This is a genomic window from Acinetobacter sp. IK40, assembly GCF_035615075.1.
Taxonomy (GTDB): Bacteria; Pseudomonadota; Gammaproteobacteria; order Pseudomonadales; family Moraxellaceae; genus Acinetobacter; species Acinetobacter courvalinii.
On record NZ_JANBOE010000010.1, the window covers coordinates 145,217 to 170,454 of the forward strand.

19 protein-coding genes are annotated in these 25,238 nt (G+C 46.2%); 12 read left to right on the forward strand and 7 right to left on the reverse strand.

From position 1 onward, the window contains the following. Positions 1-207: 207 nt before the first annotated feature. Genes MSG93_RS16955 through MSG93_RS16965 form a run of 3 tightly spaced genes read right to left on the reverse strand, consistent with a single transcriptional unit; the run spans position 208 to position 3,105 of the window. The gene (locus tag MSG93_RS16955) at positions 208-777 is read right to left on the reverse strand and encodes a Sua5/YciO/YrdC/YwlC family protein (protein WP_005281204.1); all 570 of its coding nucleotides are present in this window, start codon (positions 775-777) and stop codon (positions 208-210) included. A gap of 37 nt (positions 778-814) precedes the next feature. Then, the gene (dprA, locus tag MSG93_RS16960; RefSeq protein WP_262769401.1) at positions 815-1,945 is read right to left on the reverse strand and encodes a DNA-processing protein DprA; all 1,131 of its coding nucleotides are present in this window, start codon (positions 1,943-1,945) and stop codon (positions 815-817) included. 8 nt (positions 1,946-1,953) lie between these two features. Beyond that, complete coding sequence (locus MSG93_RS16965; RefSeq protein WP_324622622.1) at positions 1,954-3,105, reverse strand: LysM peptidoglycan-binding domain-containing protein; 1,152 nt, start codon at positions 3,103-3,105, stop codon at positions 1,954-1,956. A gap of 123 nt (positions 3,106-3,228) precedes the next feature. Between MSG93_RS16965 and def the strand changes: the two genes are divergently transcribed. The 4 genes from def to MSG93_RS16985 all read left to right on the forward strand — a co-directional run bounded on the left by def (position 3,229) and on the right by MSG93_RS16985 (position 7,662). Continuing rightward, on the forward strand, positions 3,229-3,759 hold the full coding sequence (def, locus tag MSG93_RS16970) for a peptide deformylase (RefSeq protein WP_005281196.1): 531 nt from the start codon (positions 3,229-3,231) through the stop codon (positions 3,757-3,759). Between the two features lie 19 nt (positions 3,760-3,778). Further along, positions 3,779-4,216, forward strand: coding sequence for a DUF2946 family protein (locus tag MSG93_RS16975; RefSeq protein ID WP_009510458.1), 438 nt, complete (start codon positions 3,779-3,781; stop codon positions 4,214-4,216). A gap of 73 nt (positions 4,217-4,289) precedes the next feature. After that, positions 4,290-6,410 (forward strand): TonB-dependent copper receptor, encoded by a 2,121-nt coding sequence (locus tag MSG93_RS16980; RefSeq protein WP_324622624.1) that lies wholly within the window; start codon positions 4,290-4,292, stop codon positions 6,408-6,410. Positions 6,411-6,474: 64 nt separating this feature from the next. Further along, positions 6,475-7,662, forward strand: coding sequence for a hypothetical protein (locus MSG93_RS16985; RefSeq protein ID WP_324622626.1), 1,188 nt, complete (start codon positions 6,475-6,477; stop codon positions 7,660-7,662). 47 nt (positions 7,663-7,709) lie between these two features. Here MSG93_RS16985 and MSG93_RS16990 read toward each other — a convergent pair whose 3' ends face one another. Together MSG93_RS16990 and MSG93_RS16995 are read right to left on the reverse strand one after the other, a co-directional pair. Then, positions 7,710-8,471: a hypothetical protein gene (locus MSG93_RS16990; protein WP_005228405.1), complete on the reverse strand. Its 762-nt coding sequence runs from the start codon at positions 8,469-8,471 to the stop codon at positions 7,710-7,712. A gap of 315 nt (positions 8,472-8,786) precedes the next feature. Beyond that, entirely contained in the window at positions 8,787-12,281 is a 3,495-nt protein-coding gene (locus MSG93_RS16995) for a PAS domain-containing hybrid sensor histidine kinase/response regulator (protein ID WP_171067680.1), read from the reverse strand. A 184-nt stretch (positions 12,282-12,465) separates the two neighbouring features. On the opposite strand from MSG93_RS16995, the gene MSG93_RS17000 reads away from it, so the two are divergent. Both MSG93_RS17000 and MSG93_RS17005 read left to right on the forward strand, forming a co-directional pair. Then, complete coding sequence (locus tag MSG93_RS17000; RefSeq protein ID WP_005228407.1) at positions 12,466-12,798, forward strand: DUF485 domain-containing protein; 333 nt, start codon at positions 12,466-12,468, stop codon at positions 12,796-12,798. Position 12,799: 1 nt separating this feature from the next. Next, positions 12,800-14,515: a cation acetate symporter gene (locus tag MSG93_RS17005; protein ID WP_005228408.1), complete on the forward strand. Its 1,716-nt coding sequence runs from the start codon at positions 12,800-12,802 to the stop codon at positions 14,513-14,515. 51 nt (positions 14,516-14,566) lie between these two features. Here MSG93_RS17005 and MSG93_RS17010 read toward each other — a convergent pair whose 3' ends face one another. After that, positions 14,567-15,775 carry an oxygenase MpaB family protein gene (locus MSG93_RS17010; RefSeq protein WP_324622628.1) on the reverse strand — a complete coding sequence of 403 codons (1,209 nt, stop codon included), beginning with the start codon at positions 15,773-15,775 and terminating at the stop codon, positions 14,567-14,569. A gap of 85 nt (positions 15,776-15,860) precedes the next feature. On the opposite strand from MSG93_RS17010, the gene MSG93_RS17015 reads away from it, so the two are divergent. After that, entirely contained in the window at positions 15,861-16,457 is a 597-nt protein-coding gene (locus MSG93_RS17015) for a TetR/AcrR family transcriptional regulator (RefSeq protein WP_005281178.1), read from the forward strand. A gap of 45 nt (positions 16,458-16,502) precedes the next feature. After that, the gene (locus MSG93_RS17020) at positions 16,503-17,186 is read left to right on the forward strand and encodes an ion channel (protein ID WP_005228414.1); all 684 of its coding nucleotides are present in this window, start codon (positions 16,503-16,505) and stop codon (positions 17,184-17,186) included. On the opposite strand, the gene MSG93_RS17025 is transcribed toward MSG93_RS17020, so the two are convergent. Further along, complete coding sequence (locus MSG93_RS17025; protein ID WP_324622630.1) at positions 17,180-18,136, reverse strand: LysR family transcriptional regulator; 957 nt, start codon at positions 18,134-18,136, stop codon at positions 17,180-17,182. The two genes, MSG93_RS17020 and MSG93_RS17025, sit on opposite strands and share 7 nt — an antisense overlap. Before the next feature lie 229 nt (positions 18,137-18,365). On the opposite strand from MSG93_RS17025, the gene MSG93_RS17030 reads away from it, so the two are divergent. The 4 genes from MSG93_RS17030 to MSG93_RS17045 all read left to right on the forward strand — a co-directional run bounded on the left by MSG93_RS17030 (position 18,366) and on the right by MSG93_RS17045 (position 24,564). Continuing rightward, on the forward strand, positions 18,366-19,574 hold the full coding sequence (locus MSG93_RS17030; protein ID WP_005228422.1) for an acyl-CoA dehydrogenase: 1,209 nt from the start codon (positions 18,366-18,368) through the stop codon (positions 19,572-19,574). A gap of 225 nt (positions 19,575-19,799) precedes the next feature. Next, complete coding sequence (locus MSG93_RS17035) at positions 19,800-21,116, forward strand: MFS transporter (protein ID WP_324622632.1); 1,317 nt, start codon at positions 19,800-19,802, stop codon at positions 21,114-21,116. 16 nt (positions 21,117-21,132) lie between these two features. Then, positions 21,133-22,353 carry a CaiB/BaiF CoA-transferase family protein gene (locus MSG93_RS17040; RefSeq protein ID WP_324622633.1) on the forward strand — a complete coding sequence of 407 codons (1,221 nt, stop codon included), beginning with the start codon at positions 21,133-21,135 and terminating at the stop codon, positions 22,351-22,353. A 234-nt stretch (positions 22,354-22,587) separates the two neighbouring features. Continuing rightward, complete coding sequence (locus MSG93_RS17045) at positions 22,588-24,564, forward strand: choline BCCT transporter BetT (protein ID WP_324622635.1); 1,977 nt, start codon at positions 22,588-22,590, stop codon at positions 24,562-24,564. The last annotated feature ends 674 nt before the right edge of the window (positions 24,565-25,238 follow it).

Sequence of the window (25,238 nt, forward strand, 5' to 3'; positions counted from 1 at the left end):
CGCTTTTCACCTTTTTTGTTAGATAAATAATATATTTGTATAAATGAAATGATTAGCTCATAATACCAGCAACAGCAAGATCATTCATTTTAGAATGAATAAGTTGCTCACCGAATTGATGAACCCTCTGGATGTGATTATACACATCCTTTTTATGCTCAGTTATCCCTATATAACTGAGCTTTTTTTTGTCCGCTATTCACCTAATCAGGCGCGAACAATTTCACCCGTGAGCGCGTTTAAAATGCGACTCGGTTCACGGCTGAGTCCCAGATCGCCTTCAAGATAATGCAATGCATCGCCAAAATAGGCTTGGGCCTCTGCTAGACCATGGGCTGGTGTCTGACCTGCGGGATTGGCACTGGTCGAGACAATAAACCCACCAAAATCCTGACACAGTTGCATACATAAAGGATGAGTGGTGACACGCACCGCCACCAGCGGATGCTGGCCTTTGATCCAGGTCGGGATGTGCTGATCGGCAGGCAGGAGCCAGGTGGTGGCACGTTCAGTTGGCTGGCGGTTAGACCAGCTGCTGATAACCTGCTGACGAAGCTCGGAAGTTAAACCCTGTAGTAAATGTTCGACCTGATCTAAATGGCCGGCCAGTAAAATCACGCCTTTTTCTACAGGCCGATGTTTGAGTTCCAGAATATCCTGAAAAGCCTGCTCATTGTAGGGATCACAGCCCAGTCCCCAGACCGCTTCGGTCGGGTAAGCCAGAACCTGTCCTTGTTTTAAAAGTTGTGCTGCTTCAGCAATAGAGGACGTCATCATAGGGAGAATGAAACGATAAAAGGGAGATGTGAGTAGTTTAATGCATTGGACGGCAACGTAAATAGCGTCCTGCCTGTTGCATGCTTAAACCGAGTAATTCCAGTTCCATCAATTGGGCGGTTAATTCAGCAATGGAGACAGGATAATGTTGAACCAGCTGATCCAGATCCTGTCCGACCCAGTCTAAAACCTGATACAGCTCAATTAAATGTGCGGGTAGTGTTGGCGGTGCCGAGCTGCTTTCTGTTGCTGACCGCTGCTGTGCTTGCCATTGCGTCGGTAAAGCCAGATCTTCAATCACCTGTTCAGGATGATCGACCAGAATCGCGCCTTCGCGAATCAGTTGATGACAGCCCTGATGATGCTCACTATAAATATGTCCAGGAATGGCGAATACCATTTTGCCCTGAGTGGCTGCCTCATTGGCGGTAATCAATGAACCGCTTTTGAGTGCGGCTTCGACCACCAATACGCCCAGACTCAAGCCACTGACAATCCGGTTTCGTCGTGGGAAATGTTGTTGTAAAGGCATGGTGGTGGGTAGAAATTCAGTCACAATCGCGCCTGACTGGCGAATCTGTTGCGCGAGCTGTTTATGCTGGGCAGGGTAGACACTGTCGAGTCCTGTACCCGTCACTGCGATAGTGCGCTGATGCGCCAGTCCACCCTGATGCGCGGCCTGATCAATCCCATGGGCCAGACCACTACTGATATAAAAACCCTTTTCACTTAAATAGTAAGCAAAATCATAAGCCACCTGTCGCCCATGAGGACTCGGCTTACGACTGCCGACCATGGCAATCTGGGGTTGTAATAGCGCTTGGGCCTGACCCTGTCCAAATAGGATCGGTGGGCGGTCGCTATAAGGCAGTAGCTGCGTCGGATAGCCAATATCGTCGGGCGTTAAAATAAAATCACTATGACGGCAAATCAGTTGCAGCAGCTGTTCAAACTGTTGCTGGCCTTGTGCGGTCTGAAATTCTTTTAGACGTTTTAAATGGTTGGCATGCAGGCCCAGTTGCTCCCATTCCGAAAAACGCTGCGGTTGGGTTGCCTGTTCACAGCTGCCAAAATATTGCTGAATCTTGTGAAAGCTGGAAAGCGAATGTTGAACCAAGTACCACACCAGCACGGTATGGTAGTGATGAGGCGATAATTGATTCAACATTTGAGACCTTAATCGTCGAGACGTGGTGGCTTGATGTCTGAGCCCAGCTTGATCGGTAATTCGCTTTCAAGTACGTAGGCATAGCTGATACGGTCAAAGCTTTTAAAGATCATGGCACTCCCTAAATACTGGCCAGGTAGTTTCACTTGCTCTTTGGTTTTTGGATCACGAACGGTTTCGCCATCTTGATAGATACTGAATACCTGACCAACCTCAATCCCATCCACAGTGCCACGATCGACAGTCACGACACCATTTTTTGCAGCTGTACCGATCGATCCCATCACCCGGATAATTTTACCGCCGTCTTTGACCTGATTGGCATCGGTTGGGTAGAACAGGGTTGGCAGCATGGCATCCTGTTCAAGCATGACCCGGTCACCGCGACGCACTTCGCCGTTATAACTGTCGGTCAGTTCAACCGTGGTGATGTCATTTTCACTACGAATGGCCACACCTGAAGCGACTTGGGTCAGCTCAATACCAAGATTCTGCTTCTTGCCATTCTGATCCAGAACGATATAAGGTTCGCCTTCACGGAATACGCCATAGCGTTGACCATTTTCAAGGCCCTGGCCACGCACATAAACACTTTGACCTTTACCGGCCATAACACGGTTATCCGCGGTGCCCAGGATATAAGGGGTGTTGGCAATTGCCTCTGCAGGCAGTACCGAAGTGCGTTCCAGCCATTGCTGAATATGGGTCAAGGGGATAACCGGGACGCTATTGTTCAGTGCTTCAATACGGACTTGCGGGCGCAAGGTCGTGGTATTGCCGGTATAGCGACGAATGATACCGTCACAACCGTCACCTTCATCTTTACCAATCAATGGTTTACCGTTCAGGCTACATAACAGCAGGCGATCACCCGGATAAATCCAGTGTGGATTCTTCACATGTTTATTGCTTGCCCAGATTTCAGGCCAGCGCCAGGGCTTCTTTAAAAATTTGCCGGAAATATCCCACAGCGTATCGCCTTTTTTCACCACATAAACATGCGGAGCGCCTACTTTAACTGCAGGTGGGCTGACATTCGGGCTGGCAGCATGGGCAAAATTGACAGTCATTCCCAATCCCGCACAAATTGCAGCCGCAATCAGTTGTTTTTTTAACCCCAAGGCATGAAAAGATGGTATGCCGTTTAAAACCTTTTTCATTATCATAATTCCTAAAAATTATGTGTGTAGTTGCGCTATAATAACGACTTTACACACAATTTTTTTGATCAAGCATTCCCTTCAGTTGGTTTTTTGATCAATGGCATAAGTGAGGACGACAGTATGGCCTTATTACCTATTTTAAGTTTTCCTGATCCCCGCCTTCGTACCATTGCCAAGCCAGTCGAAGAAGTCACTGATGAAATTCGTCAGCTTGCAGCAGATATGTTTGAAACCATGTATGAAGCACCAGGTATCGGTTTGGCGGCAACTCAGGTTGATCATCATATTCAGCTTATTGTTATGGACATCTCGGAAGAGAAAAACCAACCGATGGTGTTCATTAACCCCAAAGTCATTCCACTGACCGAAGAAACTCAGCCTTATGAAGAAGGCTGTCTCTCTGTGCCTCAAATATACGACAAAGTTGAGCGTCCGTCACGCGTAAAAATCGAGGCAATTAACCTTGAAGGTCAAGCATTTGAGTTAGAAGCTGACGAACTTCTCGCTGTTTGTATCCAACATGAAATGGATCACTTAAATGGCAAACTTTTTGTCGATTATTTATCGCCTTTAAAACGTCAGCGTGCCCGTGAGAAAGTGGAAAAAGTGGTGCGCCAGCGTGATAAAGAGAAAGTCGCTGTTAAACGTTAAGTAATCGATACTGTTTAAGATGTTGTCTTTGTTTCGTTGTGGTTTGCTGCTGGCTTTGACCGCGGTCTGTTTACAGATTGCGGTTTTCTTGCAGCCGCTGCTTCCGAAGCAATATCAGATTGCGCCGGTGTGTGAAACCATCACCCAGGCGCTGCTGTTACCCAAAGCACAAAGCACACAGAGCCATTCGGCACATAGTTCACATTCGCATGAACATCAGCTTGAGCAAGCTCAGGCCCCGCTGCCGCATCATGACCATCATGATCCTAATCACCAATGTCAGTACTGTACGGTCTATGCCAATCTGGTCTTGCCGCCTGAATTGGGTGTGAAAGAAGTACTGGTCCGGATTCAAATCCGTTTAGTGGCTTATCAGCAAGCGTTTAAGCATGTTTATTTTGCACTGCAACGCTTATTTCTATTGCCCCAAGGGCGTGCCCCACCACTCTTTGCATAAATAAAACGTTATTTTCATTAGGGTTTTTTAAAACTCTAGCCTAGTTTTACTTATGTTTTAAGAGAGACCACTCATGGCTCAACCTAAATTTTTATTACAACCGCTCACGGTTGCGATTCTTGCTGCCTCAAATACTGCAATGGTGTGGGCAAATCCAGTCGATTCGTCTGTATCTGCACATGCCCATGTGTCACTGGCACCGATTGTCGTGACGGCTCAACAACCAAATGAGCGCAATGGTCTGGTGGTTCAAGCCGATCCCAAACAACCGATTCAGCCGATTCCTGCAACGGATGGTGCTGACTATCTGCAAAGTATTATGGGTTTCAATGCCATACAGAGTGGCGGAACCAATAGTGATGTGACCTTCCGTGGCATGTTTGGCTCACGCATCAAGATCCTGACCGATGGTACGGAAAATCTGGGTGCCTGCCCAAGTCGTATGGATGCACCGACTTCTTATATTTCACCTGAAAGCTATGACCGTATTTCGGTGATTAAAGGACCACAGACCGTTCAATATGCCAATACCGGTTCAGCGGCAACCGTGATTTTTGAACGTCAACCTGAGAAACTGACTCAGGTCAAACCGTATCGTGGGCAGGCGAGTGTACTGTGGGGTTCATTTGGGCGTTTAGATCAGAATGTTGAAGCTGCGGTGGGGGATGAGAAAAAATATATCCGTTTAAATGCCAATCGTTCCGAGTCGAACAGCTATCAGGATGGTAATGGTAAAACCGTGCCGTCTTCATGGGAACGCTGGAATGCCGATGTGGCATTGGGCTGGACACCGGATGAAAATACCTGGGTAGAACTGACTGGCGGCAAGGCAGACGGCGAGTCTGAATATGCAGGCCGGGAGATGGACGGTGCTCAATTCGCGCGTGAAAGTTTAGGCCTGCGCTTTGAAAAGAAAAATATCACCGATGTGATCAAGAAAATTGAAGGTCAGGTGAACTACAGTTACAACGATCACATCATGGATAATTTTAGCCTGCGAACCCCGCCTATGGTTGAAATGAAGCATGGTGACCATGTCATGAAAATGCCGATGCCAATGGACATGCAAGTGACGCGCCGTACCTTGAACTCACGTCTGGCCATGACCTCTGAATGGGATCAGTGGAGCCTGATCACCGGGGTTGACTCGCAGTTCAATAAACATGGCGGCAGTATGTCATCACCGACCATGCCATCCATGAATGTTCCATTCCGTCAGGATATGCGTTTCCAGTCTTATGGTGCTTTTGGTGAGTTGAGCTATCAACTCAATCCGCACAACAAGATCGTGACAGGTGCTCGAGTAGACCAGGTCAAGGTGGATGATGAGCGTGCTGACTCTAAGGCCAAAGGTTTCAATACCCAGCTGGAAAAAACCTTGCCGAGTGCTTTTGTGCGTCTGGAAAATGAAAATGCCGAGCATGGCCTTAACAGCTATGTCGGACTGGGCTATGTCGAACGTATGCCTGATTATTGGGAGCTATTCAGTCCTGAGCACGGCAATGCCGGTTCGAGCAATACCTTTAACGGTGTGCGTCCAGAGAAAACCTTGCAGCTCGATCTTGGTTTTACCCAGCAACAGGGCGCATTTAACTCATGGGTATCTGCTTATGCCGGACTGATCGATGACTATATCTTGATGAACTACCACGATCATAGCCACTTACATGCAGGTGGACATGGCGGGCATGGTAGTGGCGGAATCACCGCAGGTGCCAAGAATGTCGATGCCACCATTGCAGGGGCTGAGGCTGGCGTTGGCTATCAGTTTACCGATCATATTCAGGCCGACCTGAGTGCGATGTATGCCTGGGGTAAAAATACCAGCGACAATACGCCATTGCCACAAATTGCACCTTTAGAAGGCCGTATGAATCTGCGTTATGTTGCTGATAAATATACACTCGGTATGTTATGGCGTGTGGTGGATCAACAAAATCGTGTCAGTTTGCATCAGGGCAATATTGTGGGATATGACCTGAAACCAAGTGCAGGTTTTTCAACCATTTCTTTGAATGGCAGTTATAGTCTGAATAAAGATGTCGATCTTTCAGTGGGCGTTGATAACCTGCTCGATAAAACCTATACCGAACACCTCAATAAAGCGGGCAGTTCAGGTTTTGGTTTTGCCAGTGAAGAGCAATTCAATAATACCGGTCGCAACTACTGGATGCGGATGAGCATGAAGTTCTAAGCTGAGTTAGAATCAGTCAGCTCAATGATCTGCATTGAGCTGATTGCGTTTTGACGAGGCTTACATGCATCATCTTCAGGATTCCAATACAATTATTCAAGAACTACAACAACAAGGTTATGTCCGTATTCAGGTCACTGAATGGACAGAGCAGACACGTGATGGTCTGAAGCAACGCTTGTTGCAGGCAGGTATTCAAGATTATCAAATACATAAAATCAAGAATGAAGCACACGATTATCTGATTGTACGCAAAGGCACTGACACCCCGCTTCCTTATCAGTTAGAAAAAGTTTATCCATCCAGAACGTCTTTTGTCATGGTGTTGCCTTTAATTGTGGCGATGGGCCTGATTGCCGTGACAGTTCTGTTAAGCAGTTATTCGCAAGATCTGATGTCCTTTGTGATTGTCTTGGTTATTCCTGCACTATTGGGCGCATTATTTGAATACTTTATGATTCGAAAACAGCCCAATCCTATTTTCCTGACCAAGCTTTTCAAGATTCAGCCGCTGGTTTTTGTGATCGTGATCGTGTTTTGCGTGATCGTGTTAAGAGAAGGGATTATCTGCCTGATCATGCTGCTTCCGATTTTACTGATTGGCCTGCTGCTGGGTGCAGGTTTCATGCGCTTGATTTGTCATTATTTATGGAAACCCAGCGCCAAAATCTATTCTTTCGCACTGCTGCCGTTGATTTTATGGTTGTTATTACCTGATTTTAGTCGTACCGAATACGGCCAAACCCAGCGCTCAGTTGTGATTCATGCGCCAGCACAGCAAGTATTTCAGGCCATTAACCAGATTGGCACGATACGACCAGAGGAAGTCAAAGACAGTTTTATTTTTACCATGGGCTTTCCCAAACCTGTTTTTGGCATGACCGAGCAGCGTCAGGGAGAGCTAGTTCGTACTATCCAGTGGGAACGTGGCATCAAGTTTGAAGAAAAGGTGACCGCATCACATGCACCGTATCTATTGTCCTGGACATACCAGTTTGCGCCAGATTCGTTTCCGAAGGGGTCCTTGGACGATCATCTGGAAATGGGCGGGAAATATTTCGATTTGCTGAAAACTGATTATCAACTGGAACAAATCGATGCACACACCACCAGATTGATTCTGAGCATTGATTATCGGTTATCCACCGAATATAACTGGTATAGCCGTTTATGGGGGCATTATGTTTTAAATGAATTTAGTGATGTGGTGATGCAGATTCATAAACAGCGTTTAGAAAAAAATGCTTCTTAAGCTCAATATCAAAGCGAAGCCACAATCTTGATTGTGGCTTCGACTGCTTAGGCCAGACAGTCCTGTTTTGGCATCAGGCTATCGCAATATAACGGATTTAATGCGCATTGCAGATCATCAATCTGTTCTTGGGTGACATAAGCTTTGCTCTTAAGGTATTCTGCCACGCGGTCGTCACGCAGACTTAAAAAGGCGGCATCGTAAACGCCTAAATCAACAAATAAAGCAGCGGTTTCCAGACTATTAAAATGATCGAGGAAGACATCATTATCATGCATCAGGAAAATGTGGGTGAATGGTGCATTGACCTCAACTTTTAACCGTTGCGCCAATTGCTCAGGACGTGTCTTGATAAACAGTAAATCGGAAAGTTCATCAAACTGGCTTTTGTCCAGTTGGTTTGCATCACCTTTGACATGGCTTAACCAGGCTTTAAAGACCAGAACAGCACCGCCACGTAATAGCATGCTCCAGATCTGATGACGTGTTTCATGGTCGAGATGGGCAGACTCTGCCTCAAGTACATCTAAAAACTTCTGTTCTTGTTGAGCCAGTTTTTCAAATAAGCCCAACCCTTGTGGATGGTAGGCCGCAGGCGTAAACACATCAAAATTCAGTTCATGGAATACATTCAGGGCCAGCGGGACCGCCGCCTGATAAAGCGCATCCAGGGCACGTAAATGTGTATCTTCAAGTTTGCTATGTACAAAAATATGTTGCCAGTCCAGTTGTGGTAATAAGGCGTTGGCACTGTATTGGCGATAAAACTGTTGCGAGCTATGGTCGGTGGTGGGGTGACTATTATTCATGATCAATGTCCTTTTCGACAGTCTGTTGCAAGAAACCCAACACGATGAGACACAGGTTTCCATTTATTGATCAATTTATGCGGGATCAACAAAGCAAGTAGAATACGACTAAAGTTGTAGGGCGGTTTTTAGGTGTAAAATTTATGAATAAAAACAAGTGTTTAATTAATTGTAAGTAAGTGTACAAACGTTCACTAATGTAAGTGAACGTTTTTGCCATAGTCAAAAATCATTTGAGCATTTTGGTCAATTTATCAGCGCTCAAAGTGCTGCTTTTTGATGATTTTTGCCTATGACTGCAAAATATTTGGTCATTTATTGCATCGGCATGATTTTTAAACCGGATAACCAAGCCCGTAAACCGGCAGGCTTGAGCGGCTTTTTCAGCAACACAATATTCTGCTGTTTTAAGTATTGCGGTAACTCCGGATCAGAATCTGCAGTAATTAATGCCACAGGAATATGGGCCAGTCGGTGTTGTTCAATAAAGTCCAGACCTCGTTGATCATGATTCAAATGCTGATCGATCAGCCAGACCTGAATGTCTTCCTGCTCAATCAAGCGTAGTGCTTCTTCCGGTTCGGTTGCGGTGAAGATCTGATAGCCCCATTTGCTCAGCAAGGTTCGCATGCCTTCCAGAATGGTTTCATCATTGTCCAGACATAGCACTTTATAGGCCGTATGCTGCAATGCCGTTACCTGAGGTGTTGCCATTTGAATTTTGGGTGCTTCGGCTAAAGGCACTTCGATCATGAAACAGGAGCCTTTGCCCAGCTCGGAATAGACATGCACGGGGAAATCTAGCAGGCTGGTCATCCGTTGTACGATGGCCAGTCCGAGACCCAGACCCTGTTCACCCCACGGTGAGGTGTGCCCACAACGTTCAAATTCCTGAAACAGTTTCAGGCGTTGCTGTTCATGAATACCCGGGCCGGTATCCCAGACCCCGATGCGAATATGATGAGGACGCTGGGCTGAACGTAGCACACCGACCACGACACGACCCCGAGCGGTATAGCGTAAAGCATTGCTGACAAAGTTCTGGATAATCCGTCGCATCCATTGCGGATCGGTGTCGACCCAGAACTTGGTATCGTGCACGGACAATTGAATATCACGCTGGGCTGCAATGGATTTGAACTGTAACTCCAGATCATTCAAGAGATCGTGCAAGGAATAGGCCTGACGTTTGGGTTGGATGGTGCCACCTTCTAAACGGGCAATATCAAGCAGGGCAGAGAGCATACTTTCCGCGCCATACAGTGCCCGATCCAGCTGTTGCAAGGTCTGTTGATCTTCTGCCGAATGGACACTTTGTTCTAGCGCAGTACTAAACAGACGTGCTGCATGCATGGGCTGGAGTAAATCGTGACTGGCGGCGGCCAGGAAACGGCTTTTCGATTGATTGGCTTTATCTGCCTGTTCCAGTGCCAGTTGCTGTTCGGTCAGGGCATTGGCAAGCTGCTGGGTGCGGTCACTGACGCGCTCTTCCAGCACTGCTTCATTTTCACGGAACGCGGTAATATCGGCAAAGGTGGTGACGAAACCACCGCCTTCAATAGGATTTCCCCGCATCTGGATCACCAGACCATCTTTACGAATTCGCTCGAACTCATGGGCGCTACCTACTTTCATCCAGTGCAGTCGTTTACGCACATGTTCTTCGACCGGGCCCGGACCACACTCACCACGTTCCGCGTTATAACGAATCAGGTCTGCGATCGGGCAGCCGACGTAAACCAGATCTTTTGGATAATCAAACAGTTTCAGGTATTGATTGTTCCAGGCCACCAGACACATATTTTTGTCTACCACACTGACGCCTTGGGTCATATGGTCGATCATGGTCATTAATAGGTTCTGGTTAAAACGCTGCCATTGCGAGGCCTGGTCGAGAATATTGGCGACTTGTCCGAGTGCCAGACCATTGTTAATCATGGCAGTGGTCAATAAGGTACGGGCAGAGGCTGCCCCAATAATCCCGGCCAGATACTGCTCGGTAAAGCGCCACCACATGCCATTGGCCACATGATTTTCATTTAAAACCACATGATTCTGTTCACAAAATTGCTGAAAAGCCTGTAGCGTCGGTTTATCGCCTGTGACCCGTTTGGCCAGCGCCAGTAAGTCGCCGACTTTCAGGCGGGCGGCATTCAGGTGCAGATCAGTAAGATCGGTATTGGACTGGGCTGATGGCAGCGGTTTGCTTTCATAATAGAAGAAGCTTTCCGCCTGAATTTGTTCCGCCACGCTGGGTCGGTACAGACGCGATACCCAGATATACAGCACCACATTCAAACCTAAAGACCACAATACCCCATGTGTCAGCGGAGCAAAGGATTCAAAACCCAATAAGGCCTCTGGACGCAAGCCATTAATATCAAACGGTCCAAACAGTAAAATATGCTGTGCCAAATCCTGATATTGGTCGGGCAGGCTACGCAGTACTGTCGGGAACAGTAAGGTATAACTCCACATGGCGAAGCCCATCAATAGCCCGACATAAACACCCTGACGGCTTGCACCACGCCAGTATAGACCGCCAATCAAGGCCGGTGAAAATTGTGCCACGGCGCTAAAGGCCAATAAGCCAAAAACTGATAGCTGGTTGATATCATTAAAGAAATGGAAAAATAAAAAGCCCAGTAACATCACGCTAATAATACTAATGCGCCGGGTCAGTTTGAGCACGCGCGGTAAATGCTGATCATGACGGGAAATAATTTTAAACCGCCACAGGGCTGGCATGATCAGGTCATTACTGAGCATGATCGATAAGGCCACTGAAGCCACTAACAGCATGCCAGTTGATGCGGAAAAGCCTCCGAGAAAGGCCAACAGCGCTAACCAATCCTGCTGATAGCTCATCGGTAAGGCCAGTACGGCAATGTCTGGTGTGCCCAGCGATTCGGGTAGAGAATGCAGCGCCCAGCTGGCAATTGGGATAATTGCCATGACGGTCAGGATCAGATAGGCCGCAAACCAGCGCCGTGCACCACGAATATGTTTTTCATCGCGTAATTCCACCACTGCCACATGGAACTGGCGTGGCAGGCAGATCATGGCGAGACCTGCCAGTAATGTTTGCACCCAGAAAGTTTCAGGCACACCCAGTTGTTGCAGGTCATGAAAATGCTGATGTACATCGGTACTGACCTGTTTAATATTGTCGGGTGACTGTAATAGGAAGAAGGCTGCTACACAGAGCAGGGCAAACAGTTTCACAAAGGACTCAAAGGCCACGGCTAACATTAACCCACCGTGTTGTTCGGTATGGGCAATATGCCGGGTACCAAAAATCATCGCCAAAATCGCCAGTACCGCAGTCAGTACCAGAACACTATTGGTGGTGGTATGGATATGCGCGTTTTGTTCCAGAATCACCGAGGCACTCAGTGCAATGGCGCGTAGTTGCAACGCCAGATAGGGCACAATCGCAATCACCGCAAGAATGGTCACCAAGGCGGCCAGACTTCCGCTTTTACCATAACGGGCAGCGACGAAATCGGCAATTGATGAAATGGCATGATGCTGGCGGATACGACCCAATCGTTTCCAGATGTCATAACCAAACCAGATAAATAGCAATGGTCCCAGATAAATCGGCAGGAAAATTACGCCTTGGCGAACCGCAGCACCGGTGGCGCCATAAAAGGTCCATGAAGAGCAATATACGCCCAAGGTTAAGCTGAACAGCAGCATCCGACCGCGCATACTTAAACGGCTGGCGTGCTTTTCACCAAAAAAGGCACAGCCAAATAGCAGCACGATGTACAGGGCCAATACCCCGAGAATAAGCCAACTGTTCATATTGCTCACGTGATCAACTTCCATTTTTAATCATACCCGAAGCACAGGTACAGCAAGGAGTAGAGAATTGCATTTAGAGACCAAAGTCTAAGTTACGAGTCAAGCATAATCTTGTTAAGTTGGATAATGAAAAATCCCACGTAAAAAGGGGTCCATGGTTGGACACAAAAATAAGGAGTTGATTATGGATGATTCTCAGGTAGATCGAATTCTACATAATCCAAAGTTTCAGGAAATGGTCAGCAAAAAGCGTACATTAAGTTGGACATTAACAGCAATCATGCTGTTTATCTACGTTGGATTTATGCTTTTGGTTGGCTATAACAAAGAATTTTTAGCAAGTTCATTTAGCGGTGGTGTGACCACTTGGGGTATTCCCCTGGGTTTAGGCATTATTGTGTTGTCATTTGTGTTATGTGGTGTGTATTCCTACATTGCCAATAACAAGCTTGACCAGTTGAATGAAGCAGCCCTCAAGGAAGTTGAGGCCATTGCACGTGAAAAAGGAATGCACTGAGATGAAAGGGACCTCATTCAAAGCGGTACTGTTCACACTGTTGAGCTTTTGCTGCACAAGTATTGCATTCGCCAGTCCGGATCTAGGTACCGCTGAACAGCAGGCGACCAACTGGCACGCGATCATTATGTTTACGATCTTTGTCGGTTTTACCCTGTTCATTACCAAATGGGCAGCCAAGCAAACCCAGTCTGCACAAGATTTCTATACCGCTGGTGGCGGGATTAGCGGTTTCCAAAACGGTTTGGCGATTGCCGGTGACTATATGTCTGCCGCATCGTTCCTGGGTATTTCTGCACTGGTGTTCAGTTCGGGCTTTGACGGCTTGCTCTATTCACTGGGTTTTATGGTCGGTTGGCCGATTGTTCTGTTCCTTGTCGCAGAGCGTTTACGTAACCTGGGCAAATATAACCTGTCCGATGTGGTGTCGTTCCGTCTGGAAGAAAAACCTGTCCGTACCTTGGCGGCTTTCAGTTCACTGGTTGTGGTGGCGTTCTACCTGATTGCACAGATGGTCGGTGCAGGTCAGTTGATCAAATTGTTATTTGGTTTGAACTACAACATTGCGGTGGTGATCGTGGGCCTGTTGATGATGGCGTATGTGATCTTTGGCGGCATGTTGGCAACCACTTGGGTACAAATCATTAAAGCGGTGATGCTACTCAGCGGTGCGACCTTCATGGCCTTTATGGTGATGAAAGCGGTTGGCTTTAGCTTCACCAATATGTTTAACCAGGCGATTGGAGTGTATAGCCAGGCGCATAGCATGAGCTGGGATGAGGCTGCTAAGATCATGGGGCCAGGTAAACTTGCCGCCAATCCGATTGATGCGCTTTCACTCGGTCTTGCCTTGATGTTTGGTACCGCAGGTTTACCGCATATCCTGATGCGTTTCTTTACGGTGAAAGATGCCAAAGAAGCACGTAAATCAGTTGTGGTGGCAACAGGCTTTATTGGTTACTTCTATCTGTTAACTTTCATCATTGGTTTTGGTGCGATCTTGTTTGTTGCCAACAACCCGCAATTCCTTGACCTTGCTAAAGCAGCGGTCACAGGCAAATTAGAGTTGGTGGGCGGTAACAACATGGCGGCAGTTCACCTGAGTGATGCGGTGGGCGGTGACTTATTTATGGGCTTTATCTCGGCAGTAGCATTCGCAACAATCCTTGCGGTAGTTGCTGGTTTAACACTTTCAGGAGCCTCTGCAATTTCACATGACCTGTATGCCAACGTATTCAAGAAAGGCCAAACCACCCCTGCGTCTGAGTTAAGAATGTCAAAAATCGCAACTTTAGGTTTAGCGATCTTTGCCATGATCTTGGGTATCTTGTTCGAGAAACAAAACGTTGCCTTTATGGTTGGCTTGGCATTCTCGGTAGCCTGTTGTGCAAACTTCCCAGTACTCGTGTTATCCATGTTCTGGAAAGGCTTAACCACACGTGGTGCAGTGATTGGTGGTGTCGTAGGTCTGGTCGGTGCAGTCAGCCTGATCATTCTGTCGAAAGCGGTTTGGGTGGATACGCTGGCGATTTCTGAAACGGCGCCAAACCCATTCAATGGCCCAGCATTATTTGCAATGCCACTGTCATTCTTCTGCTGCTGGTTCTTCTCTGTCACGGACAAGTCAGCACGTGCTGAGAAAGAACGTAAAGCTTTTGATGCTCAGTTTGTTCGCTCAATGACCGGGATCGGTGCGTCTGGCGCGTCAGATCACTAATTCGCTTGAGCCAAAAGAAAGCCCTCATTGATTGAGGGCTTTTTTTATGGCTTATTGATGCATGCTGGCCAGCTGCTGCGACTGATTGCGATATAGTGACAAGCCAATACGTTGCAAATGACGTCCATTTTGCTCAAGAAAGTGATTCAATTTTGGAATATATCGGGCACTGCTATACAACGCTAAATTTCGACCAATCAGATAGTAGGCAAACCAGGAAGCCGATTGCGGAGCTAAGCCGAGTTTTTGCATGTTCTTACGGCCAATAAAGAACTGGGTAATTTCTAAGTGTTGCTTATAGGCCAGTTTCTGCTGAAAAGTGCGTAGATAACGGTATTTGCGTTCAAAGGGTTCTTTAGAAAGACTGGAACCAAGTGAAATACTGCTGGCATCGGACTGTGGATGGGCAAATTGCATCCAATAAATCAGTTTCCAGCCATCGACTTCTTGATCGACTAACCATTTTTCTTCAACGCCCATTAGCCAGCCTGCATATTTCCAGAAATGTAAAAAGCTGTCGATTTCTTGCTTGCTTGGAAAAATTCCCAAAGCGCGAATGCCAATCAGCACTACACCACTAAAGGCAATATTGGTCATGGCCTGATCATATTGATTAATCGGGATTCCCCAAGTTTCGGCATCCCATTTCTCGGATTTTTGCAATTGGTGACGAACCAAAGCATGGATAAAACGGACAAAAATGGTAGAGGTAAATCCTTTGCTAAAACGGGAAAAACCATCCGGTTCAGTAATATCGACCCACCATTTGGTGGTTTCCGCTAGCCGTGTGCCTGCCTGTTTTTTTAATGCGCCGGTCAGGATCAAAGGCTGGTTGAAACCCGGATACAGGTAGCCGGTCATTAAGGATAAATCCCGCAGGATCAGGCCATTATTGATGCCGAGACGATAGGTGAATTTAAGCGCCTCATCGATTTTAGCTTGCTCATACCAGACCGGTTTCTGCTCTACTCGTTGGAAGAAAATCGTAAGTTCAGGAATTTCATGTGGCAGTTTATCGAGGCCTTGATACAGCGCCGTTTCAAAATATTTACGGTGTTGTTTTGGATTCTGGAGCACCCAAAGCAGCAGTTGATCCATGGGTTCATCACCACTTTGCAGAGCGGTATTCAGTGCCTGATAGTCTTGATAACTGGGCTGAACCTGCTGATGGGTCATATAACTCAGAATCTTGGTTTTGAGATTGGATTGACTCATATCTTCAAATGCCGCTAAGCGTTTAGGTTTAACGATGCCGTGCATTGCATAAAGTCCCTGATTGTTATTTAATCAAAGCTTAATATGAATAATTATTCGCATTCAATTCGCATTTCAATTGAGGCTGAGCATGAGAAAACGACCACAGCAGCAACGCGCCAAAATGATCGTTGAAAGTATTCTGGAAGGGGCACAGCAATGTATTTCTGAACATGGGGTTTTGCAGGTGACTACACCTAAAATCGCTGAAAAATCAGGCGTGAGTGTCGGATCGATTTATCAGTATTTTGAAAATAAAGAGCAAATCATTGCGGAATTATTGCTACGTAAAAGCGAAAACTTGGGACAGGCGGTAAAGCAACTGGTGATGCTACAACAGCAAACTACTATTCAGGACATCATCACATTAAGCATTGCCTTTGGCTTTGAGTCGTTAAAATCTGATCAGGGGTTTTTTATCGAAATCTTAAAAAACTGGCATGCCTATAGTGACTCGGAAGCGGCACAGGTGTTAGAGCAGCACTTTTTAGAAGTCGGCATGTACCTATTCGGCCGTTATTATCCGCACTGGGATTTTGAGACCTTAAAACATAAGTCGTTTGTGATTATTAACAGTACCTTATTTACCATGATGCGTTATGCCAGTAAAAATACTTTTCTGATCGAAGAACAACGCCTGCAACAAGAACTGTCTAAAATGATTGTTTCTTTTTTAGATGCAGTATGATGCACTCAACAAAAATGAAAAGCATAACAAGATTCAGGAAACTACATGCAAAGCTTAAAACAATTCTGGCGTACCTTTCGTTTGCTGCCATCCGCATGGTTGTTGCTGGTTCAGCTAGCCTTATTAATTCTGTATATGCTGACCTATGGTGATAGTGAATATCGTGCCTTGACCTGGTCATTGGGCGTATTGGCGCTGTTAATTATTGCCAAGGTGATCAGGCAAACTCCGGTATTTACCTTTTGGGGGCTCATCTTTGTCAGTGGTGCCTTTGTCTTTTCGATTATGCTGTTTAATGGCTATAGCACACCGACCATCCAGATCATGGCCTACAGTTTTGAAGCGATGGCCTATTTCTATGCCGCTTATGGCTTGCTTCGTTATATGTTTGCCGACCGCTATCTCACCAAAGACGAATTGTTTGCTGCAGGTGCAGTATTTACCCTGATCGCCTGGGCCTTTGCCTTTTTATACAGTATTTGTCAGCTACTTTTGCCGAACAGTTTCCTGAATCCCAATCAGCCCCAAGCGCTGCAAAGCTGGCTAGATTTACTGTTCCTGAGTTTTAGTCTGCAATCGGCAACCGGTTTATCGGACTTGATGCCGATGAGCCCAGCCGCCAGAGTGCTTGCCATGCTGCAAATGTTTGGCGGAGTGATGTATCTGGCCGTGGTGGTCTCGCGTCTGATTGCACTGCAATATATTGCGCATTTACCCAAAAATCAGTAATTCGTTGTAGCATTGGAACGGGTTGTGGTTTCCTGTTCCAGCCATTCGATGAATTTCAGCATAATCGGATTATGCGGCTGTTCGGCATAAACAAAATAATAGCAACGTGAACCACTGAGTTTGTGTGATGACACGATCATCAATTCTCCTCGACTCAGTTCTTTCTCGATCAGCATTTGTGGAATCAGGGCCACACCAAGATGGTGGGTTGCCGCCACGGCCAGCATCGAAAACAGTTCATGGCGTTGACCTTCCATCGCATAAGGCGCGTTATAGGCTAGGCTGTCGAACCATTCCTTCCAGATCGCTGGACGGGTGGTCTGTTGTAATAAGGGCAGTTGTGAGAGCTGTTCCGGAGACAAATCTAGTGTCGAGCTTGATTGATTTTGAATCAAATCAGGGAAGAACTTTCTAATCAGCGTCGGCGAGCAAACGGCAACCACGTCTTCCTGCATCAAAAAATGTGCAGTCGTGCCAGGCCAGTTTTCTACCTGAGCGGGTGTACCTGCATAGATGGCAGCATCAAAAATCTGCTCACTGAACAGAAATGGTTTGGTACTGGTTTCCAGATGGATGGTAATTTCGGGATATTTTTCATTAAACCGATGCAGGCGTGGCAGCAGCCAGCGTGTCGCAAATGTGGGTACTACGCCCAGTTTGAGCGTACCGCCTAAACCTTGATGCGACATCAGGTCGAGTGTGCTGTGTTCCAGCCCGAGCAAATGCGTCTTGATATTTTTCAGATATTGTTCACCCGCAACGGTCAGTTCGACGCCATGTCGTACCCGATGAAACAGCGGTAGATTCAGAAACTCTTCCAGTTGCTGAATCTGTCGGGAAACGGCACTTTGGGTCATGCTCAGTTCCTGCGCCGCATGAGTATAGGTTTTATGTTTGGCAGCGGCTTCAAAACAGATTAATGATTGCAGTGAAGGAATCATACGTCGCATAACAGCGTCCTTGTGTTGCGTGCGAAAATCGGCAATGAGGTTTGGATAGCTCAAGCTTTGTAGATTATTCTCTGCTTTATTTTTAACAGAAGCATGCCACGGATTGCAATTGAGCTATGCATAAAACGCATAGCTGTATGAAAAAACATCGTTTGCCTGAGGGCACAATCTGGCCTAGCATCAAGAGCAGAATGTATATCAAAATTAATCAACAGGAAGATCACAAGTCATGGCAAATCAAGGAAAGCGTGTCTCTTTTAACTGGCAAGATCCCTTTTTACTCGAACAGCAACTCAGCTCGGAAGAACGCATGATTCGGGATAGCGCTCAGGCCTATTGTCAAGACAAACTCATGCCACGGGTACTGGAACAATTCCGTCATGAAAAAACCGATCCAAGTATTTTTCGGGAAATGGGTGAGCTAGGTCTATTAGGCCCAACCATCTCGGAGCAGTATGGTGGTGCGGGGCTAAACTATGTCAGTTATGGTTTGATTGCACGCGAGATTGAACGCGTAGATTCGGGCTATCGTTCGATGGCCAGTGTGCAAAGTTCACTGGTGATGGTGCCGATTGCCGAATTTGGTACCGAAGCACAAAAACAGAAATACCTGCCTAAACTGGCGACAGGTGAATACATTGGCTGTTTCGGATTGACCGAGCCGGATCATGGCTCTGATCCGGGCAGTATGCTATGTCGTGCCAAAAAGGTTGCAGGCGGTTATCGCCTCAGTGGTAGCAAAATGTGGATTACCAATAGTCCAATCGCAGATGTATTTGTGGTGTGGGCCAAAGAAGTCTCGGAAACTGGCAATGTCGGGGAGATTCGTGGTTTTATTCTGGAAAAAGGCTGGGAAGGGCTATCTGCGCCTGCGATTCATGGCAAGGTCGGGCTGCGAGCATCGATTACCGGTGAAATCGTGATGGATCAGGTCTTTGTGCCGGAAGAAAATGCTTTTCCTGAAGTGCGCGGCCTAAAAGGGCCATTTACCTGCCTGAACAGTGCCCGTTATGGCATAGCTTGGGGCGCAATGGGGGCCGCTGAATTTTGTTGGCATACTGCCCATCAATACACCATGGACCGTAAACAGTTCGGTCGACCACTGGCAGCCAATCAGCTGATTCAGAAGAAACTGGCGGATATGCAGACCGAAATTGCGCTGGGCCTGCAAGCGGCTTTGCGTTTTGGGCAAATGAAAGATGCAGGCATTGCTTCAGTAGAAGGGACTTCGCTGATCAAACGCAATAACTGTGGTAAAGCGCTGGAAATTGCCCGTTTGGCGCGTGACATGATGGGCGGCAACGGCATCAGTGATGAGTTTGGTGTGGCCCGTCATCTGGTCAATCTGGAAGTGGTGAATACCTATGAAGGCACCCATGATGTACACGCCTTGATTCTTGGGCGTGCACAAACCGGTATCGCTGCATTTTCTAACTAAAACTTCTGCATTGTTTAAACGCAAAGATACGCTTGCGGGCGTATCTTCGGGCAAACTCATGCCTAAAAAATTGACTTATAGCAATTAAAATCGTCAAGGATTCATCAAGCACATTTCCGGTAGAAAATGACACTTTGCCAAAACAATAAATAGCACTGTCGCAAAGGATTCATCACTTGAATGGTTGATGAAAGACCAGACCCATTTGAGAAAATGAGGTGTCAAATGAACAATGATGTTCAAACGGTAGCAAGCTCAGCGATGAGCAAATGGCCTTCTAATCTGGGAACCTATGCGCGGATTACGCCGCACACATGGAAATTTGCCTTGCTGTTTGCCTACTTCGCCATGGTGGTAGATGGCATCGATATCATGCTGCTGTCATACAGTCTCACCAGTTTAAAGGCAGAATTTGGATTATCGACCTTTCAGGCGGGTGCGCTGGGGAGTGCCTCTCTCGCCGGGATGGGAATTGGCGGTATTCTGGGTGGCTGGGCCTGTGATAAATATGGACGGGTCAGAACCATTGCCCATTCTGTGACTTTCTTTTCAATTGCCACCTGTCTATTGGGTTTTACCCAAAGCTTTGAACAGTTTATGTCGTTACGTTTTATCGGCGCTTTAGGGATTGGCGCCCTTTATATGGCCTGCAATACCTTAATGGCGGAGTATGTTCCGACCTCCTATCGCACCACAGTACTGGGCACCTTGCAAACCGGACAAACGGTTGGCTATATCGTGGCAACCTTACTGGCAGGTGCCATCATTCCGGAACACGGCTGGCGTATTTTATTCTTCATTACCGTGATTCCAGCAGCGATCAATATCATCTTACAGCGCTTTGTGCCTGAGCCTAAATCCTGGCAGCTGACGAAAATGAAGAGTTTGACTCCGCAAACGCAGCAAGTTATTACGACGCAACCGCAACCGAAAAGCCAAAGTATCTATCAACAGATTTTTGCCAATTTCAAACATCGCAAAATGTTCCTGCTCTGGATGACGACAGCTTTCTTTTTACAGTTCGGTTATTACGGCATTAACAACTGGATGCCGAGTTATCTGGAAACTGAAGTGAATATGAACTTCAAGTCGCTGACCAGTTATATGGTGGGTTCGTATACGGCAATGATTCTAGGCAAGATTCTGGCGGGTTATCTGGCAGATAAATTTAACCGCCGTGCCATTTTCGTGTTTGGAACACTGGCCAGCGCAATCTTCCTGCCGATCATTATCTTCTTTAATACCCCTGACAATATTCTGTATTTACTCATTACCTTTGGATTTCTTTATGGGATTCCATATGGGGTCAATGCCACCTATATGGCGGAATCTTTTTCAACGGATGTTCGCGGTACGGCCATTGGCGGAGCCTATAACATTGGTCGGGTTGGGGCGGCGATTGCACCGGCCACCATCGGTTTTTTAGCCTCTGGCGGAACATTCGCCATGGCCTTTATTGTCATGGGTGCCGCTTATTTTATTGCGGGTGTGTTACCGGGGCTATTTATACGGGATCGCCAATACGATCCACAACAATCATAAGCAAGGAGGATGGAACATGGGTGCATTAACAGGCTTACGTGTACTGGATCTGAGCCGGGTGCTGGCAGGACCGTGGTGTAGCCAGATTCTGGCTGATCTGGGGGCTGAAGTGATCAAGATTGAGCGTCCGCAAACCGGCGATGATACCCGGATGTGGGGGCCGCCGTGGATGAAGGATGATGCAGGGCAGCCCACGCGCGAGGCGGGCTATTATCAGTCTGCCAACCGGAATAAATACTCGGTCACCATTGATATTGCCTCAAAACAGGGTCAGGCCTTGTTACGGGAAATGGTCAAGGACAGTGATGTGCTGATTGAAAATTATAAAGTCGGTTCACTGCATAAATATGGTCTGGACTATGCCAGCCTGCGTGAGATCAATCCGGGACTGGTCTATTGCTCGATTACCGGATTTGGGCAAACCGGACCTCGTGCGTCTGAGCCGGGTTATGATTTTGTCATTCAGGGTATGGCCGGATTGATGAGTATTACCGGTGAAAAGGATGATTTGCCGGGTGGCGGCCCACAAAAGGTGGGAGTTGCAGTCACGGATTTACAAACCGGATTATATGCCACCATTGCGATTCAGGCAGCGCTCTGGGCGCGTCAAACTACAGGCAAAGGACAACATATTGATCTATCCTTACTGGATGTACAGGTTGCGGGTTTAGCCAACCATGGCATGAACTATCTGATTACCGGTCAGGCACCGCAACGCTGGGGCAATGCGCATGCCAATATTGTGCCTTATCAAACCTTTAAGGCAAAAGATAAGGACTTTATTATTGCCTGTGGCAATGATGCCCAGTTTAAAGCCTTGTGTCAGGCCATCGGTCAGGCGGAATGGGCAGCGCATCCAAAGTTTAGATTGAATCAGGACCGGATTGCGCATCGGGGTGAATTGACCACGTTAATGGATCAGCATTTTCTCACGCAATCTGCACAATACTGGGTAGAGCGGATTCATGCGGTCAAAGTGCCGGTCGGCATGATCAATAATGTGGAGGAGGCATTACAGGAACCGCAGGTACAAGCAAGAGAAATGGTGGTGTCGATTCCACATCCACAATATCGTCAATTTAAAATGATTGCCTCGCCATTAAAGTTGTCTGCCACACCTGTGGAATACCGTCTTGCACCACCACGTTTGGGAGAACATACCCAACAGGTCTTAGCACAATACTGTTCCACAGAGCACTTGGCGGAGTTAACCGAGCAAGGTGTGATTGGGCATTGATCAACAATGCCCAAAGTGATTGCGATGACCAAGAACTTAAACTTTATTTTTATTAAATCAAATATTTATAATTTGTTTCATATCCTGTTACAGCATTACAACTGCGTTATTGTTGATATTTTTTATACTAGAGCTCGAGTTTTACATTGCATGAGCTCGCTTTTATTCACGCTGTGAATGTCTTATTTGACCCTTGCGGTCTATCCACTATCATTAAAATAACGTGAGGGAATTATGCCTTCCAAGCCATCTTCGCAGTTTGCGAATGTGAATCCAAACGTGTTTTTAAGCACGGTCATTATTATTGCGATTTTTCTCGCAATCGTCATTGTCGCCCCCAGTTCCTTTGAACTTTTGACCCAACAGCTTAAACAATGGATTACTGATTCATTTAGCTGGTTTTATGTTTTATCCGTCGCCGTCTTTTTGATTTTACTGATTTATATTGCCTGTTCCGCCAGCGGAAAAATCAAGTTAGGGCCTGATCACAGTCAGCCTGAATACAGTAATGGTTCATGGTTTGCCATGCTGTTTACGGCCGGGATGGGGATTGGTTTGATGTTCTTTGGTGTGGCAGAGCCAGTGATGCATTATGTCAGCCCACCCAGTGGTGATCCTGAAAGTGTAGAGTCGGCTCAACAAGCCTTACGCATCACCTTCTTCCATTGGGGATTACATGCCTGGGCGATTTATGCCGTTGTTGGTTTGGCACTGGCCTACTTTGCCTATCGTCATAATCTCCCCCTAAAAACCCGTTCCGCACTTTATCCGATTATTGGTAAGAAAATTTACGGTCCTATAGGCGATGGTATTGATACCTTTGCCACCATTGGTACGGTTTTTGGTGTTGCTACCTCTTTAGGCTTTGGGGTGACCCAGATTAACTCAGGTCTCCATTATTTATTTGGTGTTGAACAGAGTAGCTATATTCAGGTTGGCCTGATTATCTTTGTCAGTATCTTGGCATCAATGTCTGTCTTTTTGGGGTTGGACAAAGGCGTGAAACGTCTTTCCGAGCTGAACCTGATCTTGGCACTGGTGTTGTTGGCCTTTGTCTTTATTGCTGGGCCAAGTATCTATTTGCTACAGACCACTATTCAGAATGCGGGTTCTTATTTCTCCAACCTATTCAGCATGACCTTTAACTTATATGCCTATCAACCCAATGGCTGGATTGGTGGTTGGACCATCATGTATTGGGCATGGTGGATTTCATGGTCGCCATTTGTGGGGATGTTTATTGCACGTGTGTCACGTGGCCGGACCATTCGTGAGTTTATCGTCGGCGTATTACTGATCCCAACCGGTTTTACCATTATCTGGATGGGTTTCTTAGGCAATGCTGCCTTATTCAGTATTATGCAAGAACACAACGTGACCTTGCTGCAAGCTGTACAAAATGATTCATCCGTGGCGTTGTTTGAATTTCTGAATCACTTGCCCTTGGCTGGCGTGATGAGTTTGTTGGCAACCGTACTGGTGATGCTGTTCTTTGTGACTTCAGCTGATTCCGGCGCCTTGGTGACAGATTACCTGACAGCTAAAACAGAAAACTCACCGACATGGCAAAGACTGTTCTGGACCGTATTGATGGCTGTTTTGGCGATTATTCTACTCTTGGTGGGTGGTCTGGCTGCTTTGCAGGCCTCAATCATTATGAGCGCCTTGCCATTTACATTCGTTATGTTACTGATGAGTTGGGGGCTGTTAAAAGCCTTGAAGATCGATGTGACGAAAATGCAGGCGATTCAGGAAGCGCGTATTACACCGCGAGCAATTCATAATCCGCGTAGCTGGCAGCAACGTTTGGGGCTAATCATGCATTACCCGCATACTGAAGCTGAGGTCAGGGAATATATAGAGACACAGGTCAGAAAAGCGTTTGAAAGTATTCAGAAAGAGTTTAAACGCCGTCATCTGGAAGTGAACATTCAAAATACTGAACAAGGCTTGCAACTGCGCGTTGATCATCATCATGAGATTAACTTCATCTATACGGTCTATGCGCATGAAACCGTACCGCCAAGTTTTATGCTGGGGCAGGGCGATGCTGATGAAGCGAAATATTTCCAGGCTGAAGTATTCTTGAGAGAAGGCGGACAAAACTATGATGTTATGGACTGGACTCAGGAAGACCTGATTCAGGACATTATTGATCAATATGAACGCCATCTTTACTTCTTGAATATTGTAAGAGGCACATCGTCTTAACAGGGGATGTTAACTGAAAACAATAGCAACACCGGTTTTGAGCACCTCAGAGCCGGTGTTTTGCTTTTTGGAGATATTTTTTCAATATAATTTTTAGTTGGAGCCCTGTTTATTGATAAAAAAGTGAACCTGTGAGAAAGAAATGATCAAAATCAAAAAGCTTTTCGCTGATAATTAAAACAAATATGGATAAAAAATTATAAATAACAGTAGTTTGAGCTATTTAAATGTTGGCTAAATTAATTTTTAAGATAATGAATAAATTTTAAATTATATAAATCAGTAAATTAGATAAGTTAAAGTTTAAAAATAAAACAACCGAATAATTTAATTTTTAAAAGTGCTTGCGTCTGGTCTGAAATGCTGTAGAATGCACATCCATCGGCGGTGATGCAGATAAAAACTTGTTGAGAAACAAGGATTTGGCTAAAATGGTTAGATTCTTGGGTTGGTTGATAAGTTTGCTAAATATCTAAATTACCTGTTGACTTTTAAGAAATTGAGAGTAATATAGCCGACCTAGCTTGATGATGACGAATCATCGAGAAGATCATTAAGAGAATAGAAGAACAACTTGTGTGGATTTTTACTGGTTGATCGATCGAAAATATTTCATTGATTAATTGGTTTAAATTTCTCGAAGTTTATTTGAGCAAATATTAAGTCAGTAATTG